Origin of the sequence: Parvibaculum sp. (genome assembly GCF_045863935.1) — a bacterium.
Taxonomy (GTDB): Bacteria; Pseudomonadota; Alphaproteobacteria; order Parvibaculales; family Parvibaculaceae; genus Parvibaculum.
In genome coordinates this window covers 21,408-35,158 of the sequence record NZ_BTVP01000010.1, presented here as the reverse complement: position 1 = coordinate 35,158, position 13,751 = coordinate 21,408, and the positions used below count along the sequence as shown (strand labels likewise).

Here is a 13,751-nt window from a genome sequence, read left to right as displayed (position 1 = left end):
GCTACCCGCTAGAAGGCGTTCTTGCCGGTGAATCCTCCGACGAGGGTCATGAGGATGATCTTGAGGTCGAGGCCGAGCGACCAGTTCTCGATGTAAACAAGGTCGTGCGCGACGCGCTGGCGGATCTGGTCGAGCGTTTCCGTTTCGCCGCGCCAGCCGTTGACCTGGGCCCAGCCCGTGATCCCGGGCTTGACGCGGTGCCGCGCCGCATAGTCCCTCACGGCATCGTCGTAGAGCGTTCCCGCCGCCTTCGCGGAGATCGCGTGGGGGCGCGGCCCGACGATCGACATTTCGCCCCTGAGCACATTGAAGAACTGGGGAAGTTCGTCGAGGCTGTACTTCCGCAGGATGGCGCCGATCCTGGTGACGCGGGGGTCGTTGCGCCTTGTCAGAACCTCGGCCGTCTCGTCGCGCATGTCGTGGCGCATGGTGCGGAATTTCAGCACCTCGATGAGATGATTGTTGAAGCCGTAACGCTGCTGCCGGAAGAGCACGGGTCCCGGACTGTCGATCTTGATGAGAAGGGCGATGGCGGCAAGGACCGGGCTGATCAGCAGCAGAATGAGCGCGGCGAGCACCCTGTCCTCGATCTGTTTGATGACGGATTGCCAGCCCGCGAGCGGCCTGTCGAGGACGTTCAGGAGCGGCAGGTGCGCGAGATGACTTACCGCGGCTCGCTCCAGATGAAAGCTGATCGGGCCGGGGCAAAGACGAATGTCCACCGGAAGCGACTTCAGCCTCTGCACGGCTTTCAGTATGCGTGTCTCGTCTTCCGGCGGAAGCGCGATCACGACGGTGTCGACGGCCTGGCGGCGTACGAGCTCGACCAGACGATCGATGCCGAAAGTGCCGCCCTCCGTATCATGTTTTCCGGAACGTCCTGTCTCGCCGTCGCGGAACACGCCGACGACGCGAACGCCGTCGGCGCCTCGCGCTCTCAGATAGGAGACGAGGCGCGCGCCGACCTGCGTATCGCCGAGGATGGCGACGTCGCGTGTCAGCCTGCCTTCATTCACCCAGGCGAGGCTGCGCAGATATACCGTAATCCGGATAACAGCCAGCGACATCCACCCGGACAAGAACCACAGTGCAGACCAGGTGCGTGAATAGTCTTCGGAGGATTTGGTGAAGAAGCTGACAGCCACGAGCGTGACGCCGACGCTCGACCAGGCAACCGTCATCCGCTTCAGGCTTTCGGTGGCATTCGTCAGAACATCGAAACTGTAAGCCCGGAATGCGTGAAAGAGGTTCACCGCAACGAGGGCGCCGAAGAGGGTAACGAGAACGTAGTTCGGCCAGAAGATGTCAGCTGCCCGCACGAGCCAGAGGGAATAGGCAAGCGCACTCGCCGTTACGATGGCGGCCATCTCGACAGCCGCGACCGCCCCGCACACCACGGGCTCGGATATTTGCTTCGGGGCGCCGCGCGCGTTCGCGGCGCTTGCCTTGATCGACGATACCGATCCTCTCATGTGAGACTCTCACTATTCATGGACCACTCGATCCTGTTTGGCATCGCGGCGGCGCAAATGGTGTGATCATGGCGCGCGCGAGCGTGACCAGTTCATGGCTGACGCATCGCCCTGTGTGACCCTTTCGGGCTTTGGCACCGGCGCGGGGCCATGGAACATGCCGTTGAAGAGTTGCGACGAGAACGTCCGCGGCGTGCGTCCCGTCAGAAAGCGGGCAATCCCGCAGGGATCGCAAAGCGTTTCCGGGCCCGCCGACACGGCCGCCTCGATGGCGAAGGCAAGTTCCGAGGGGGACGTCGTCTCGCAGGTGGTGCCGAGGCGGTAGTCATGCGCGAGCTTTCCGAGAAGACCATAGCCCTGCGTGAGGACCGGTTTTCCCGCACCGGCCGCCCAGAGCAGAATGCCGCTCGAGCCGACGAAGCGCTGATAGGGCGCGAGCACCACATCGCAATGCCGCGTGAATGCCGATATCTCCTCCGTCGAAAGATGCCGGTCCTCGACTTCGAGCCAGAGCTCGGGATTGTTCCGCTGCACTTCATCCTGAAGTTCTTTGACGGCGGTTCTGATCTCGGGAGCGATCTCGCCGGCGATGAGGATCGCAGTGCGGCGAGAGGCGTTTTCGTCGAGCGCCCGTAGCGCTTCGAGAAGCACGAGCACGCCCTTTCTCTCGGTGAGCACGCCGAAGAGGAGAAAGGACGTCCTGCCGGCCGGAAAGGGAGACGGAGACGACGCGGCGGCGGAGCCCTCGTCGCGCGGGTGTGCCGGATCGGAAAGCGGCTTCGTCTTGTCGCCGCTGACATAGCGCCGGATGCTGTAGGAAGGAAAATAAGGATCGAGCGAGAACACGGCCTTCACGGCCCGGTTGCGGAACATGAGGCGGTAGAGAAGGTCCTTCCGCAAATCCCGCAGGCGCTCGCGAAGGCTGAGGCGGCCCGGATTGTCCGCCTGGTAGTGAACCGAAGGGCGAAACAGGATGCCCGAAACCTTGCGGCCGCCGAAGCCGAGCCCGAGGGCGAGGGGCAGCGACAGGTGATCCATCCCGAGGAACAGGCCTTGCGGCGCGCCGCTTTCGGCGAGATGCCGGCGCATCGTCCACCAGCGCGCAAGCCCGCTGACGGCAAGACGCCGGTGCATGCACAGCTCGCTCTCCCGCGGAGAAAGCGGGTGCAGTTCCGCGTTGTGCAGATTGCGTGTCTTCATCCAGGCCGAAAGCTTTTCAGCAAGCGGCGCGGGAACGGCAAGGGCGAGCCTGGCGGGATGCCGGTCCGTCGCCGAATATTCGACGATGTGCTGCAGCCACTCGAAGGCATGGCCTCGCGCATCCGGCTCCAGAATCAGCAGCTCTGGCGGCATGTCATGTTCCCTTGCGGTTGCCGTCGCATTGCGTGACGGCGTTCGTGAATTCGCGAAGTACGTTCGCCTTCGTGTGATGGGCTTCCACATAGGCGCGCCCGCATTGGCCGAGCCGGTTGCGCCGCGCCGGGTCCGCCGCGAGGCGTCTGACGGCGTTTGCGAAGGCGTGCGGGTCGTCCGGCGGCACGCAGAGAAAGGCATTCGTCGTTTCGTGGAGGCGCCATATCTGGCTGCCCTCGCGGGCGGTCGCGATGAAGGGCCTGCCTGCCGCCATGATCGCGTAGATCTTGGAGGGAACCGCGAAGTCGGCCCCGTCGGGATTTTGCGGCACGAGATGTATGTCGCCTTCGCTCAGCGCCTCGTTCAACCGCTCGGGCGGCGCGAGCGGCTGGAACGCCACATTGTCGAGATTCTTTTCCCGCGCGCATTCGGCGAGCGCATCGGCCTCTCTGCCGCCACCCCGCAGGACGATCCGGATGTCCGGGTCCGATTCCTTCAGAATGCCCGCGAGCCCCAGCACCTGGTGCAGCGATTGCTTGCGCCCGAAATTACCGCTGTAGAGCAGTGTCAGCGGGCGGTTCGCGGGGGCCGGCAGCGGATGGATGGCTTTCGTGTCGATCCAGATAGGAAGTGTCCGGATCGGGCGCTTCACATCGAGCGCCTCCAGTTGCCGTTTCATTTCCTCCGACAGGACGATGATGAGATCGGCGCGGTTCAGCGCCGTCCTCTCAATCCGGCGCAAGGTCTTGATGAAGACGTTTCCGCCTGCGATGCCGAGACCCCCGGCGAGCCCGGATTCGATGTCGTGAACCAGAACGATGTGGCGTCCATCGCGCGCGCAGGCGCAGATGGCAAGCACGACCGAAAAGATCGAGGGCGAAAGCGAGATGACGAGTTCCTGCCTTGCCACGCCGCCGCGCGCAAGCAGTGAAAGGCCTTGCACGAGGAAATAGCCGGCGGAGGCGGCCCTCTGAAGCGCGCCGCCGCCCTTCGGCACGCGTGTGGGCAGGCGCCGCACAGCGACTTCGTTCAGGATCTCCCAGTCCTTCTCGCCCGATCTGTATTCTTCGAAGACCTCGTTCGCGGGGTAGTGCGGTCTCGATGTCAGCACTTCCACGGCAATGTCGTTCAGCCGCAGCCATTCGGCCATATCGCCGCAGAACGGCGCCGAGCCGATGAGCTCCGGCCGGTAGTACTGCGTCACGAAGAGGGCGGGGGTGGGAAGCGGAACGCTGCTCATCTACTGCAACCTCGCCGCCGTCTTCTGTCTCGCTGGATATCGATAGTGAAGGCCGACCTCCGCATAGCGCTTGTAGAGCCGCGGGTTGACCTGCGCGAGGGCGACGCCGGCGATCCGGGCCTGCGTTCCAGCAAACTGGTGAAGCCCGTCGAGGACGACGTTCTTCGGGGTCTTGCCCCACCGCACGACGAAGACCGTCGCGTCGGTCATCTGCGCGTAGTGAATGACCTCCGCGCCGACAAGGACGGGCGGTGCGTCGAGGATCACCGTGTCGTAGTGCTTCGAGAGAGACGCGAGCAACATGCGCAGGCGCTGAACGTCGGGCAGCATGTTCTCGCCATTTGGAGAACGCCCCGCGAAGATAGCGTGAACGCCGGAAGCTTCGTCGCGGTAGACCGCTTCGTCCGGCGTGGAAGTGCCGTTCAGAAGATCGATCAGGCCGGGGCCGTTCTTCGTGCCGAGGAGCTTGTGCACCGAGGGGCGGCGCAGGTCTCCATCGACAATGATGACGCGGCGGCCGGCATAGGCGAGCTGGCGCGCGAGCGACACCGATATGCGCGATTTCCCTTCGTCGGGAACGGCGGAGGTGAACATCGTCACCTTGGGGGGATCGCCCGGCTGCGAAAACATGATCCGCGTATGGAGCTTGTAGATTGACTCGCTGAACGGAGATGCCGGGTCGTAGGCCCGGTTGCCGGCGAGTTCGGATTTCCGGAAGGTCGGCACAAGGGCGAGGTTCGGCAGGCCCGTTGCCTTCACCACGTCGTCGCTCGTCCGGAACGTGCGGTCGAGGGATTCCATGAAGAGAACGAGAAGCGTGCCGAGCAGAATCCCCATGAGCGTCGTGCCCGCGAGAATGGGGGTCTTGGGTGGGAAGCTCGGGCGAACGGGCGCCGCGGCCGGAGAGATGATCCATGCCGAAGCCTGCTTGAACTGCTCCTGGGCGGAATTCCTCTTGTAGCGCTCCAGAAAGTTCTCGAAGAGCGTGCGGCTCGCGTCCGCCTCGCGCTGGAGCTGGCGAAGCTCGACGGAATCGACATTCGATTCGCTGACTTCGGATTTTGCGGCGTCGAGGCGCGCGTTGATCGCGTTGTAGCGTGCTTGCGCGGTAAGTGCGGAATTGCGGACGCTGCTGACGATCTTTCTCACCTCGGCATCGATCTTGCGCTTTGTGTCTTCCTGCTGCGCCTCAATATTCGTGATGCGCGGATGCATCGGTCCGTAGACCGAGGAAAGTTCCGCAGCCTGACGGGCGATTTCGGCCTGCTTTTCTTCAAGAGCCTGTATCAGTGGTGAGTTCACGACCTCGGGAATGCTATCGAGCTCGCCTCCCGAATTCAGGACTTCCTGGGCCTGCGAGAGGCGGGCTTCCGCCTGCGCCTTCTCGCTTTCGGCAAGAACGAGCTGCGTGTTGAGTTCGGCGAGCTGCTGGTCGCTCACCGTCGATGCGTTCGCCTCGTAGAGGCCATGCTTGCGCCGGTATTCCTCGACCGCGCGTTCGTTCGCGTCGACCTGCCTGCGAAGCTCGTCAAGCTGCCCCCCGAGCCATGTGTTTGCCTGCTGCGCCATCGTGGTCTGGCGCACGAGCATCTGCTCGATGTAGAGCTCGGCAAAGGCATTGGTAATGCGGGCGGCAAGGTGCGCGTCCTCAACCTCCGTCTGCACGTTGAGAACATGCGAGCGGTCGGTCGGGCCGGCCGATACTTTCGACAGAAGCACCTCGGTCGTGAGCGCGACCTGTTCTTCCCGTGGTGCCTGGCGTTTGTCCTCCGACGAGTTGCGCATGAGGATCGTGTCGAGAAGGCTCTTGTCCTCGCGCAGATAGGGATTGAAATCCGGATCCCGGTCGAGGGCCAGTTTCTCGACGACGCGCCTTGCGATCGTTCTCGACGTCACGATCCGCGCCTGGCTTTGAACCGCTTCGCTATCCACGCTCTGCCGTTCACCCGGCGCGAGCGAGCTGCCGGCATCGTTCACCGGAGCGCCGATCAGTATTTCGGCGGTGGCGGTATAGAGCGGCGTCAGGCTTCGGACGGCGATCATGGCGACGACGAAAGCTGTCGCCGCGACGGCCAGCACGATCCAGTAGTGGCGCGCGAGCTTCCGCAACGTTGCGAAAAGATCGTCGGACGACCTGCCTCCTTGCGCTGGCGGCGCCGCGAAATGCGCGTTGCTCACCGGCAGCGGATCCCGGGGGTTCTGGGGCGGACCTATCATATTCGGCATTGCTAAAACCACCTTTCGTCAACGGTGATGACATCGCCCGGCTGGATGAGCGTTTCGGGCCCCGCGTCCACAACGCCGGTCTTGCCGTTGGCGGTGCGCTTGATTTCGAAATCGTCCTCGTCGGCGCGGTAGGTGAAGCCGCCCGCGAGGGCGACAGCGTTGATCGCCGTCATCCCGTTCACATAGGCGTAGCTGCCGGGCTTGCTCACCTCGCCGACGATGTAGAAGGGGCGGTAGGAGAGAATGTCGACGCTCGCATTCGCGTCCTTCAGGTAATTGGGCGTCAGCTTCGCGACGATCCGCTTCTGAAGTTCCTCGGCCGACAGTCCCTTCGCGTCCACGTTGTTGATGAGCGGCATCGAAATGAGGCCGTCGCCATCCAGCCGGAAGACGCCCGAGAGATCGGGCTGCCCGAAAACGATGATCCGCACCTGATCGCCCGGCCCGAGGCGGTAGCCGCTGTCGGGAGCGGAGCCGGAGACGTCCGGCCCGGAGGGTGTGTTCATCGGATCGCCTTGAGTGCCCGGCATGGCGTCGAGTGCGCTTTGCGTCTGCGACCCCTCCGCGCGCGCGACGGCGGCGCTTGCGAGAGAAAACGCGAGCGTGCAGACGAGGATTGCTCCGAAATGTCTTGCAGCCATGACTTTCCACTCCACGGAAGTAACGGGATGCGATCGAGCCTCGCATCCGGAGACGGAAACTATGGAGGGGGCGGGACGCAGAGGCCCGTGACCAATGCGGGGTCTTGGCGCGCGCCGCGCTCGCGCCGCGCTTGTCTGTGTGATCGGAGAGTGACCGGAGGGACGAACCGTTTCGCCAGTAGGAAAATGCAGGTTTCGTTCGCGAAGCCGAAGCGCCGTGAGAGGAAGAAGTGACCCCCGCGCCGCTCAAAAAATATTTCAGTGTTGCAACAACGCGACGGCGGGAAAGCGCGAGAAACGCTTGTGGCACAGGGACAAAACGCTTTCCCGCGAACCGGTGCACGTGCTGGCCTCATATTCGCCACATATCCGCCTATCGGCGGTCATAGGTCGATGAAAATGTTGCCTCGTCACGAACCGCAGTGCTGGACGCCGACTGCGTGGCGGAGGGTAGCGTAATGACCGATCTCGCGGACGGCCTGGACGACCACATCAGGAGCCTCACGCTCTATGCGAGGGTCCTGGTCGCCAACCCGGCCGACGCGGACGATCTCGTACAGGAGAGCTTGAGGCGCGCCCTCACTTATTCGGATCGCGACCGGGCCTATAACTGGCGGGCTTACCTGTTCCGGATTCTTCACAATGTGCGCGCGGATCATCTGGCGAAGAAGGCGCGCGACAGGGAGATTCCGATCGACGATTATGTCGGGCAGCTTTCCTATCCAGCCTCCCAGCACGGCTTTATCGAGTTCAAGGATGTCGCCCGCGCTCTGGTTCTGCTCTCGAGCGAACAGCGCGAGGTTCTCCTGCTGGTCGGACTGGAAGGTCTCTCCTACGCCGAGGCGGCGGAGACGCTCGGCGTCCCCGTCGGCACGGTCATGTCGAGGCTCAATCGCGCGCGTCAGTCGCTGAAGCATATCCTTTCCGATCTCAGCGACGGACAGCCGGGCCGGAATTCGCGATAGAGGGCGAGTTTCTTTCCCGGTCGTCGTCGGGATATCAATCTCGTTCGAGGTCCATCCGGCGATGCGGCCGGATGGCTCGCTCGAGTGCCAGCAACATATGCGCCTCGATCTCCGCGCGCATGGCGGCGCGCTCCGGGCGCGTGCCCGGCATGACGAGGTAGAGGTCGACCAGGTTGGCGATCAGCACGTTCATGAAATGAAGCCGTGCCGGATCGGATTGCGCGGCGGGGGAGAATTTTTTCAGGAAGGGCGCGATGAGGTTGCTGGCGATGGTGACATTGGCGGCATCCTGCTCATCGCCCATGGGGCGGATCGAGCGCATGACCTTCAACAGGCCCGCATGGGCCGGGATCGCTTCGGCGATCTTGAGATAGACCTCCAGCAGGTGGCGGGCTGCTTCCTCGACCGGCGTGTCCTCGTCGAGGCTCGCCAGCTTTCTCGCACTCGCGGCCGCGATGCGGACAACTGTTGCGTCATAGGCGGCAAGGAGCAGCGCATTGCGATCCTTGAAGTAGCGATAGAGGCTGCCGACGGAGACGCCCGCGCGTTCGGCGACGCTGGTTGTCGTGACCGCCTCCACGCCTTCTGCCGCGACGATGTCCTCGACGGCCTGGAGCAGCGCCATGCGCGTTTCCACCGCCCGTCGCTGGCGGGGAACCTTCTGGCTGCCCCCCGCGGCTGCCGCCGCCGTGTTTTCTGCGGTGTGTTCGCCTTGTTGCATCGATCCCCGGTCCGGTATGGCGCTTCGTAGAAAGTGAAAATATTTCATTTTTGTTGACAGGAACAGGGGGCAGGCAGCATTTTGCCTGCGATGACGCCGGGCCAGCGATTGCCCGGGCCGTCGGCATTGGGGGAGACGCAGATGAATTCGGTTGTTTCAGCGGGTGCGTTCGCACTCGCGATCGGCATGTTGTCCGCCGGGGTGGCGGACGCGGCGGAAGTCCGGCTGAGCCCGGCCGACGGCACGGAAAAGCTCGTCGAAACGCTGATCATGGCGGAGGAGGGCGACACGATCCTGCTCGAAGCCGGGCTCTGGAACCTGACCGACGGTCTGGTCCTCGACGCCGATGGTGTCACGATCCGCGGTGCGGGGGCCGGGGAGACCGTGCTCTCGTTCAAGGAGCAAACCGGCTCGGGAGAGGGCCTGCTGATAACCTCGGACCGCGTGGTGCTCGAGGATTTCGCCGTCGAGGATACGAAGGGTGACGGGATCAAGTCGAAGGGGGTCGACCTGATCACCTTCCGCAACCTGCGCGTCGAATGGACGAACGGGCCAGACGAGAAGAATGGCGCTTATGGCGTCTATCCCGTTTCCTCCACCAATGTACTGATCGAGGGCGTGACGGTGCGCGGCGCATCCGATGCAGGCATCTATGTCGGCCAGAGCCAGGACATCATCGTCCGCAACAGCCTTGCCGAATACAATGTCGCCGGCATCGAGATCGAGAACTGCTACCGCGCCGACGTCTACGGCAACATGGCCCGCCACAATACCGGCGGCATACTGATCTTCGACCTGCCCGGTCTTCCGCAGCAGGGCGGTCACGACATTCGCGTCTTCGACAATGATGCGGTCGACAACGACACGCCGAACTTCGCGCCGGAAGGCAACATCGTGGGATCGGTGCCAACGGGCACCGGCATCATGGTGATGGCGAACCGGAACGTCCACATCTTCGGCAACCGTCTTTCGGGTAACGGGACGGTGCATGTCATCGTCGCGGCCTATCCGAACGATTATGACGACGACAACTACATGTTCGTGCCGCGTGGTGTTTACATCCACGACAACACCTATGGCGATGGCGGCAACGCGCCCGATGGAGAAATCGGCGGCCTCATCGCCGAGCGGACGGGTGCGCCGCTGCCCGACGTCGTCTGGGACGGCGTGACGCGGATACCCGAATGGTTCACATGGGTCGCGGCGGAAAACCGCGTCTATGTCAGCGAGGCCGAGGGCACGACATTCGCGAACCTCAAGATGATCTCGCACATGCTGCTGCCCTGGGGCGCGAGCCCGGATCGCGACATCGGGAATTATGCGGGCAGCCTGCCGGAGCCCGCGGCAGTGAAGCTTCCACAGGACGAACAAGGCTGACGATCATGGCGGCGACCGGATCCCTCACGCGCCTTTCGTTGTTGCTGCGGCGGGTGTTGCTCGGCACGCTGCTGCTCGGCGCGATGACGGGGGCGGCCGCCGCCGTCAATGACGAGGCGATCCTCGGCGCCAAGCCACCGCAGAGGCTTTCGGCATTCGGCTTCTTCGCCGATGCTCCGCGCCAGGTTCCGGCATCGGGCATCCTGCCTTTCGCGCCGGCGACACCGCTCTTCACCGATTTCGCGGAGAAGCGCCGCTTCGTCTATGTACCGAAAGGCGAGAGCGCGGTTTATGACGCGCACGAGTCTTTTGCCTTCCCCGTCGGGTCGGCGCTGATCAAGACCTTCGCCTATCCGGCGGCGGATCGTCCCGGGGGGTTGAAGCTCGTCGAGACACGCGTGCTGCTGCATCATGAAAAGGGCTGGCAGGCCTGGGCCTATGTCTGGAACGACGAGCAGACGGATGCGGAACTCAATATCGCGGGCGCGAAAATTCCGATGACGGTGGAGACGCCGGAGGGAAGGGCGGAAGATTTCGTCTATGCCGTGCCGAACAAGAACCAGTGCAAGGGATGCCATGCGATCGGCGGCGAGGTGGCGCCCATCGGCCCCAAGGCGCGCAACCTCAACCATGTCTTCGCCTATCCCGAAGGTCCGCAGAACCAGCTCGCGCGCTGGGCGGATGCGGGGTTCCTCGCAGGCCTGCCCGATCTGGCGAGCGTGCCCTCCGTTCCCGACTGGCTCGATGAAACGGCACCTCTCGATGCAAGGGCGCGCGCCTGGCTCGACATCAACTGCGCGCATTGTCACCGCCGCGAAGGGCCCGGCAGTAATTCGGGCCTGTTCCTCACCTGGGACGAGAAGAACCCCTCGGCGCTTGGTGTCGGCAAACGTCCGGTGGCGGCGGGGCGCGGCGCGGGCCACCTCTCCTTCGACATCGTGCCGGGCGATCCCGATGCGTCGATCCTTCTCTACCGCGTGGAGAGCACGGAGCCCGGCGTCATGATGCCGGAGCTCGGCCGCTCGCTGACCGATGCCCGCGCGGTCACGCTTCTGCGCGACTGGATCGCCGCGATGGAGTGAGGGGGAAGCCCAGGCGTGCCCGGCGCTTCACGATCAGGCGCGGATGAGGTCTCCTGTCGCCGGTGTGCCGCTGCTGTCGGGGAAGATTTTCGTTTCCAGCGTGCGGCTGCCGATCTTCATGTGATCGTGCAAGACGCTCTTGAAGACGGCGCGAAGATCGATCGCGGGATGAAGGTCGCGCTGCTCGTAGAGATACTTCTCCTCGAGGCCGCGCCAGTCATGCAGCACGCGTCCGCCGTCGACGGCGCCGCCGAGCAGAAACGCCGCGCCGCCCGTACCGTGATCGGTGCCGCCGGTGCCGTTCATGTGCACGGTGCGGCCGAATTCGCTCACCGCGAGGATCGCCGTTTTCTTCCAGCGTTCCGGCGTCAGGTCGCTGGCGAGGCGTCCCAACCCGCGGTCCAGTCCTCCCATCAGGCGTTCGAGACGTCCCGTCGCGGCGCCCTGACTCGAATGCATGTCCCACCCGTGGACCTCGAGCGAGACGACGCGCGGACCATTTTCCGCATTCATCATCCGCGCGGCGATGGCGCAGACATGTTCGAAGTCGGGCCGTCCGGGCGGCGGGATATCGAGCATGCGGTCGGTCGCGCGGCTCTCGTGCCAGGCGGGGCCGAGTATGTCGTCCGTCGCGTAGAGACTGTCCATTAGCGAAAGGAACGTCTCGTCCGGCGCCTTCGCCACGGCGGGCATCCATGACGCGACGGGGGCGTCGCCGCGCAACAGGAGAGGCACGAGCCCGCCGACGGAAATGGCGCGCATGCCGTCCAGACCCATCGCCGGCATCGCCCGGTTGAGCCAGCCCGTGCTGCCGGCCGTCTCGGCCGTCCCGTTTTCGAGCATGTCCTGCGCGTCGAAATGCGAGCGTCCGCGATAGGGGGAGGCGACGCCGATCATCGCGATCAGTTCGCCTCGCCGGTAGAGCGCGTGTCCCTGCGTCATCGCGGGATGCAGGCCGAAGAAGCCGTCGAGATCGTTGAAGCCATCCGCTTCGCCGGGACGCGCGATGGCAAGGCCGGTCCTTGCCCGGCGATAGCCGGGGTCGCCGTGAGGACCGATCGCGGCAAGCCCGTCCATGCCGCCGCGCAGAATGACGAGGACGAGCGATGGCCGGTCGGGGCCGGCGGCGAAGGCGGCCTTCAATCCGAAAAGCGGTGCGGCGGCGGCGCCCGCTGCCAGCATCATGAAATCCCGCCGGTCGAGAGAGGTGCTTCCCATGTCTCATCTCCTCTGGAATATCGGCGAGGCAAGCAGGATCGCGGCCGCCTCGCGGCGGGTCGGCGCGCGCTTCACCGCAAGCCGTGTGTCGCGGTCGAGCCGGGAGCCGAAATTCCGTTCCATGGCCGCCCCCGCATCGAGGTCGCCGCCGGTCCGCCGCGCAAGCTCGACGCCCCAGTCGATGCGCCGGCGCAGCGAACTCGGATCGCTCCAGTCGGCGGCGGTGTCGTACCAGCCTTGCGGGCCGGGCGGCATGAAGGGCGGTTGGCCCATCGCCGCCTGATGCTCCGCCGCGAGCGTTGCGAGTTGCGGCGTCATGTCGATGTCGAAGGCCCTGAAGGACGAGAGGACGAGATCGCCCGGCTGCTTCAGTTTCGAAAAGAGCGAATGGCGCGCTTCGTCGAGACCGGCGAGCGTCTTCGATACCGCGGCAAGGTCGCCCTCCGTGTCGAGATAGACGCGCGCCAGCTTCTCCACCGCTTTTTCGGGCGGCTTGTCGTCAACGAAATGCCGGACGAGTTTCGTGGCGAGATGGCGCGCGGTTGCGGGGTGGCGCGCCAGATCGCGCAGCATGAGTTCGGCCGTCTCCACGCCACGGTCGGGATAGGTCTTCCCGAGCAGGGTCAGAGGGCCGGGTTCATGCCGCTCGGCGCGAAATTCGAAGTCCCAGGCCTTTTCCTCATCGATCAGACTGTGGAAGGCCCAGCCGGTCAGTCCCTTGGCGAGCGAAATCACGTCGCCCTGTGTGTATCCGCCGTCGACACCGAGCGTGTGCAGCTCGAGAAGCTCGCGGGCGAGGTTCTCGTTGAGGCCCCGTCTCCTTTCGCGGCCTTCCGGAGAGTTGGGGCCGACGGAGTAGATGCTGTCGAGATAGATCTGCATTGCCGGATGGCGAATGGCGGAGAAAAGAAGATCCGCGAAAGGTGCTGTCGCGAAGGGTGCGATCGCGGCTTGCGAAAAATAGGGCACGGCGGATCGGGCCAGGCGGTTCTTCGGCCAGACGGAAAAATGATTTGTCCAGAAGCCGGTCAGACGTTCCCGGTAAGGCGTCTTCGTCGCCGCCATCCGCATTGCGACATCGAGCTTCTGCGCCGCGAGCGTCGCGTCGATCCGTTTGGCGACCGGTACGTATCGTCGGGCGATGTCCTTGGCCGCGATCTCGTCGCCCGCCCGCATCGCATCGCGCTCGGCAACCAGTTCCCGCTGGAGGTGCGCGCTGTCTCTCCTCAGCTCGTCCGCAACAGGCGGCGGGGTGGCAGGCGCCTCGTCGACCTGGCCGGCAAGCCAGCCGCGCGGATCGTCGCCCATCGCTTCGATATCGGCGGAGGATGCGCCGAGACCGAAGCGGGCGGTGGCCGTGAGCCTCTCGGTTTCGGCGTTCAGCGTCACCTTGATCGCCCTGGTGGCAGGAAACCCGATCTGTCTGAAATTATAGCGATCTATTCAGGCGAAATTT

The 13,751-nt window shown here is 64.4% G+C and carries 11 protein-coding genes; 3 read left to right on the top strand and 8 right to left on the bottom strand.

Features of this window, described 5'->3' with window-relative positions; genetic code table 11:
- Positions 1–8 precede the first annotated feature (8 nt).
- The 5 genes from ACKUUH_RS06100 to ACKUUH_RS06080 all read right to left on the bottom strand — a co-directional run bounded on the left by ACKUUH_RS06100 (position 9) and on the right by ACKUUH_RS06080 (position 6,932).
- Positions 9–1,472 (bottom strand): undecaprenyl-phosphate glucose phosphotransferase, encoded by a 1,464-nt coding sequence (locus ACKUUH_RS06100; protein ID WP_407948992.1) that lies wholly within the window; start codon positions 1,470–1,472, stop codon positions 9–11.
- 66 nt (positions 1,473–1,538) lie between these two features.
- Positions 1,539–2,825, bottom strand: coding sequence for a glycosyltransferase (locus tag ACKUUH_RS06095; protein ID WP_407948991.1), 1,287 nt, complete (start codon positions 2,823–2,825; stop codon positions 1,539–1,541).
- A 1-nt stretch (position 2,826) separates the two neighbouring features.
- Positions 2,827–4,065 (bottom strand): glycosyltransferase family 4 protein, encoded by a 1,239-nt coding sequence (locus ACKUUH_RS06090; protein WP_407948990.1) that lies wholly within the window; start codon positions 4,063–4,065, stop codon positions 2,827–2,829.
- The gene (locus ACKUUH_RS06085) at positions 4,066–6,243 is read right to left on the bottom strand and encodes a GumC family protein (RefSeq protein ID WP_407948989.1); all 2,178 of its coding nucleotides are present in this window, start codon (positions 6,241–6,243) and stop codon (positions 4,066–4,068) included.
- Positions 6,244–6,293: 50 nt separating this feature from the next.
- Positions 6,294–6,932: a polysaccharide biosynthesis/export family protein gene (locus ACKUUH_RS06080; protein ID WP_407948988.1), complete on the bottom strand. Its 639-nt coding sequence runs from the start codon at positions 6,930–6,932 to the stop codon at positions 6,294–6,296.
- A gap of 458 nt (positions 6,933–7,390) precedes the next feature.
- Between ACKUUH_RS06080 and ACKUUH_RS06075 the strand changes: the two genes are divergently transcribed.
- Positions 7,391–7,897, top strand: a complete 507-nt coding sequence (locus ACKUUH_RS06075) for a sigma-70 family RNA polymerase sigma factor (protein WP_407948987.1) — start codon at positions 7,391–7,393, stop codon at positions 7,895–7,897.
- A gap of 34 nt (positions 7,898–7,931) precedes the next feature.
- Here the strand turns inward: ACKUUH_RS06075 and ACKUUH_RS06070 are convergent, their stop codons facing one another.
- A complete protein-coding gene (locus ACKUUH_RS06070; RefSeq protein WP_407948986.1) occupies positions 7,932–8,522 on the bottom strand; it encodes a TetR/AcrR family transcriptional regulator in 591 nt (196 codons plus the stop codon).
- A 237-nt stretch (positions 8,523–8,759) separates the two neighbouring features.
- On the opposite strand from ACKUUH_RS06070, the gene ACKUUH_RS06065 reads away from it, so the two are divergent.
- Positions 8,760–9,995 (top strand): parallel beta-helix domain-containing protein, encoded by a 1,236-nt coding sequence (locus ACKUUH_RS06065; RefSeq protein ID WP_407948985.1) that lies wholly within the window; start codon positions 8,760–8,762, stop codon positions 9,993–9,995.
- A 5-nt stretch (positions 9,996–10,000) separates the two neighbouring features.
- Complete coding sequence (locus ACKUUH_RS06060; RefSeq protein ID WP_407948984.1) at positions 10,001–11,077, top strand: SO2930 family diheme c-type cytochrome; 1,077 nt, start codon at positions 10,001–10,003, stop codon at positions 11,075–11,077.
- Positions 11,078–11,110: 33 nt separating this feature from the next.
- Here the strand turns inward: ACKUUH_RS06060 and ACKUUH_RS06055 are convergent, their stop codons facing one another.
- Together ACKUUH_RS06055 and ACKUUH_RS06050 are read right to left on the bottom strand one after the other, a co-directional pair.
- A complete protein-coding gene (locus ACKUUH_RS06055) occupies positions 11,111–12,295 on the bottom strand; it encodes a DUF1501 domain-containing protein (protein ID WP_407948983.1) in 1,185 nt (394 codons plus the stop codon).
- Between the two features lie 3 nt (positions 12,296–12,298).
- Positions 12,299–13,684: a DUF1800 family protein gene (locus tag ACKUUH_RS06050; RefSeq protein ID WP_407948982.1), complete on the bottom strand. Its 1,386-nt coding sequence runs from the start codon at positions 13,682–13,684 to the stop codon at positions 12,299–12,301.
- Between the last annotated feature and the right edge of the window lie 67 nt (positions 13,685–13,751).

Excerpts from the sequence above, each read along its gene's own strand:
- ACKUUH_RS06100 (WP_407948992.1), bottom strand. The coding sequence starts at position 1,472 with ATGAGAGGATCGGTATCGTCGATCAAGGCAAGCGCCGCGAACGCGCGC.
- ACKUUH_RS06095 (WP_407948991.1), bottom strand. The coding sequence starts at position 2,825 with ATGCCGCCAGAGCTGCTGATTCTGGAGCCGGATGCGCGAGGCCATGCC.
- ACKUUH_RS06090 (WP_407948990.1), bottom strand. The coding sequence starts at position 4,065 with ATGAGCAGCGTTCCGCTTCCCACCCCCGCCCTCTTCGTGACGCAGTAC.
- ACKUUH_RS06080 (WP_407948988.1), bottom strand. The coding sequence starts at position 6,932 with ATGGCTGCAAGACATTTCGGAGCAATCCTCGTCTGCACGCTCGCGTTT.
- ACKUUH_RS06075 (WP_407948987.1), top strand. The coding sequence starts at position 7,391 with ATGACCGATCTCGCGGACGGCCTGGACGACCACATCAGGAGCCTCACG.
- ACKUUH_RS06070 (WP_407948986.1), bottom strand. The coding sequence starts at position 8,522 with ATGGCGCTGCTCCAGGCCGTCGAGGACATCGTCGCGGCAGAAGGCGTG.
- ACKUUH_RS06065 (WP_407948985.1), top strand. The coding sequence starts at position 8,760 with ATGAATTCGGTTGTTTCAGCGGGTGCGTTCGCACTCGCGATCGGCATG.
- ACKUUH_RS06060 (WP_407948984.1), top strand. The coding sequence starts at position 10,001 with ATGGCGGCGACCGGATCCCTCACGCGCCTTTCGTTGTTGCTGCGGCGG.
- ACKUUH_RS06055 (WP_407948983.1), bottom strand. The coding sequence starts at position 12,295 with ATGGGAAGCACCTCTCTCGACCGGCGGGATTTCATGATGCTGGCAGCG.